4 protein-coding genes are annotated in these 3,306 nt (G+C 39.0%); 3 read left to right on the forward strand and 1 reads right to left on the reverse strand.

Features of this window, described 5'->3' with window-relative positions:
• Positions 1-899: 899 nt before the first annotated feature.
• Positions 900-1,274: a helix-turn-helix transcriptional regulator gene (locus tag AB4232_RS19955; RefSeq protein ID WP_241906126.1), complete on the reverse strand. Its 375-nt coding sequence runs from the start codon at positions 1,272-1,274 to the stop codon at positions 900-902.
• Between the two features lie 127 nt (positions 1,275-1,401).
• On the opposite strand from AB4232_RS19955, the gene AB4232_RS19960 reads away from it, so the two are divergent.
• The 3 genes from AB4232_RS19960 to AB4232_RS19970 are packed head-to-tail and all read left to right on the forward strand — an operon-like array spanning position 1,402 to position 3,260.
• Positions 1,402-2,535: a phage/plasmid replication protein, II/X family gene (locus AB4232_RS19960; protein WP_372087843.1), complete on the forward strand. Its 1,134-nt coding sequence runs from the start codon at positions 1,402-1,404 to the stop codon at positions 2,533-2,535.
• Between the two features lie 9 nt (positions 2,536-2,544).
• Complete coding sequence (locus AB4232_RS19965; RefSeq protein WP_016767415.1) at positions 2,545-2,820, forward strand: G5P family DNA-binding protein; 276 nt, start codon at positions 2,545-2,547, stop codon at positions 2,818-2,820.
• Complete coding sequence (locus AB4232_RS19970; RefSeq protein ID WP_372087844.1) at positions 2,820-3,260, forward strand: hypothetical protein; 441 nt, start codon at positions 2,820-2,822, stop codon at positions 3,258-3,260. Before AB4232_RS19965 ends, AB4232_RS19970 begins: the two co-directional genes overlap by 1 nt.
• Positions 3,261-3,306 lie beyond the last annotated feature (46 nt).

Consider the following 3,306-nt stretch of genomic DNA (forward strand, 5'->3'; position numbering starts at 1 on the left):
AGTGCGTATTATGGGGCTAAATTATGTTTAGCGGTTTGCTGGAAGCCTGAATGAAATCAAACGTGGGCGAGGGATATGCTCAATTAGAAAGGTCAGCTTGCTGACCTTTTTTAATGCTCATCGTGAGAATCGTTTTACGATTGAAGCCCGTAACATAATTTGCATAATACGATATGAATAGAGCAGGTTAGTATCATTTATAATATTGACTCTAAGTCTGCTCTATGTATAATGAACACATAACCTTTTACTAACTATATGTTAGAAGACCTGCTCTAACAGGTCATTCAGGTTAAGCGAACAGAGGTAAAATCTGTTCGATAATGAACGTGATAAGTTCTAAAATCAGTATAACTATTTCTACTTTACTCATATTTATTTATCCTTTATTTGTGAGTTTATGAATCTACTATCATTGGGGAATGCTTTAGATTCGTGAGTGAAATCTTCTAGAATGATTTCATACTGTTACTGATTACATTTTGCTACACCTCCTACAGGCACTAGATTGAGCTCAATCTTGGTGTCTTTTTTGCATCTAATTTTAAGTATGCCATGCTCGATTGCAGATGTAAACATATTTGTTTTGTAGGTTCATGATTTGTCAAGTTTTTCTTGTTTTTTTAAAAGAAAATATTTTATTGAGCTCGATTTGTTCTGCTATAAGCTTGCTTGTAGAGATCAAATGAGTGGACAAGCGTAGCGCGTCAGAAAGATAAGCCTAACTTTAATCGTTGGGCTTTTTTATTGCTTGGTATATAAGCCAACTATCCAACCCCCCAGTCATGATCATGATGAGAGAGAGGCAGGTTTTGGGAGGCAAGCGTAGCGCGCAAAACTGGCTCTCTCAGGTTCGGGTTCCTGTTACACCCGAACTAACTCCGGAATACCGGAATCCGCTATAAGATATTAAGAACCTCATTACCTTCAGAATCGACATCTTCGCTGTCTAATAAACTCTTCAAAAAGTATTGGTGATCAGGAACTTGTTCCCAGACTCTCAATGCAACCATCCCAGAATCAGCTCCAACTTTAGACATGTTTATGATGAACGAGTTGAGTGCCATTTTACTATCTAATTTACCGTTACAAATCTCATCAGAAGTAATACCCAACACTTTAGCAAGCTTACTTATCTGAGTTGCTTTAGGTTCAGTCGTGTCATTTTCCCACTTCAAGTAAGTCTGCTTAGTCACTCCGACTAAACGAGCCACTTCTGGTTGGGATAGGTTTTTTAACGCTCTAGCTTCTTTAAGTACAGAACCAATCATCATAATTCCTTTAATGGTACATATTAATGTAACTATACACCCACTTTTATAAATCATAATCTTGCAGTAACCAAAAATAACCTTTATGGTATATAAAAATGTACCTTAGTTGCTATTGACAGGATTTTACTTGTACTTCATTGATCGCTTATTTATCCAACAAGATCACCGAGAAGGAGGATTACCTCTTGTCGGTCGTCATGTTATTGAGCGTATAGATCTGGAGTCTGGAGAGAAGCTACCACCATCTGTAGATCAGAAGATTTTAGAAGGTTCTCATAGCACTAAGCTCACGATCAGATGTGATGGTTATCGTGTCAGAGTTGAGGGGAATCCATCACGTTGGCAAAGACAAGATAATCTCTTCGGACTAACAACATTAGATGAGTGTGTAGAAGTTTATAACCATGTGTTAGCCAAATATGACTTACCTCCATTTACTAAAAATACCCGCCTCAAACACAGACAAACACCCGACGGAAAAACATCATCTTACGTAGGTAATGGTGCAGAGATTACAAGCATCGACTGGACGCAAAACTTGTCAGTAGGACAGGGCAGTGAACAATCTTTTATACGTGGGATGTCATCAATGAGCTTGGGAAGATCCATGAAACCTAAGTTGTATCCAGACGGACACAGTTGCTACTGGGGCGAAGGTTCTGAATGGCTACTTATAAAGTTATATGCCAAAGCTATCGAGTTACAGCGTCACTCAAAAAAGAACGCAAAAAATGGCAATGAAAGTAAAGAGTACATAGATAAATTAATGACTTACTGTGCGAGTAAAGGTGTTGTTCGCTTAGAGTACAGCCTCAGACAAAAGCTATTGAAAAGACATAACTTACAGTTTTACGGGCTAATAAGTGAAGATGAATACCTAACGCACCTCAAGCACTTCGAGGATGCTATGAACACTATCGAAATATCCCATGATGAACACCAGAGCATAGCTCAACAGTTATTAAATAATGGCGCCGTTGATACACAAAGGAAAGCCAATACAACCATGAACTATTTTACGCTATGGCAAAACGGTGTGGATATGAGGGAAATACTGAGCAGCTCGCAGTATTACGAACACAAGGCAAGGCTGAAGAAAATCGGCATCGACATCGGTCAGCAGTTCGATGTCTCTAGAATGTGTCCAACGTTGAGGCGTTCAGAAGAAATAGAAGTTCAATCACTACAGATACCATCTTGGTATCAATTACCGAAAGTAGCGCAATCAAACGTGCTGCCGTTTAAAGCTTACGTAGCTTAAGGAAAAGATATGTTGAAAGTAGAAATCTTCCCAGAACACGAACAACCAATCACAAGAACATTACCAGGCAAAGATGGTAAACAAGCTAGAACGATAAGAGAACAAATCGGATATGCATATCTAGGTGGTAAGTTCCCAGTCGAAATGAAGCTATCATTACAAGACGACCAATCTGCATATAAATCAGGAAACTACGAACTTGATAGCTCAAGCTTTACCGTGAATAACTTCGGTGGACTGGAATTAAAACGCTTCGGCATTAAGCTCGTGAGGTCGATGAAATAATGGAAGATCAAGTCATGAAATCGGATGAACTCCAAGAAGTCATTAACTGGTTACACAACGATGTAGATAAAGCCGTTGATGATGCCAATGATGTAGTTGCCAAGCGTCAGTACAAAAAAGTCTTCGACAGCTTAGAACTATTAAAAGAAATGCTGCTCATGAGTGAGTCCAACAAAAACCATGTACAGATGCTTGGCTATCGAGATGATACAAACCAAGTTCAATGTATGGTGTCGAATGTTGTTGGCTTAAACTTCCAAGAAGTGAATGAACTTGCTGATGAGATATTCTTGGTTGGTGACTGGTTCATGTCAGTTACAAACGTTGATGGAGATGAAAACCACAACGTAAAAATCTATGGTCCATATGAGACAGACCAACAAGCAATGGAACATGCACGTAAAACCTTGTCAGTAACAACGTTCAGAATCTCTGTATGAGCCCAGAAAGCCCCTCAAAAACAAACTAGTCTAAGTGCGTATTATG

The organism is Vibrio sp. 10N.286.46.A8 (assembly GCF_041470165.1).
GTDB classification, from domain to species: domain Bacteria; phylum Pseudomonadota; class Gammaproteobacteria; order Enterobacterales; family Vibrionaceae; genus Vibrio; species Vibrio tasmaniensis_A.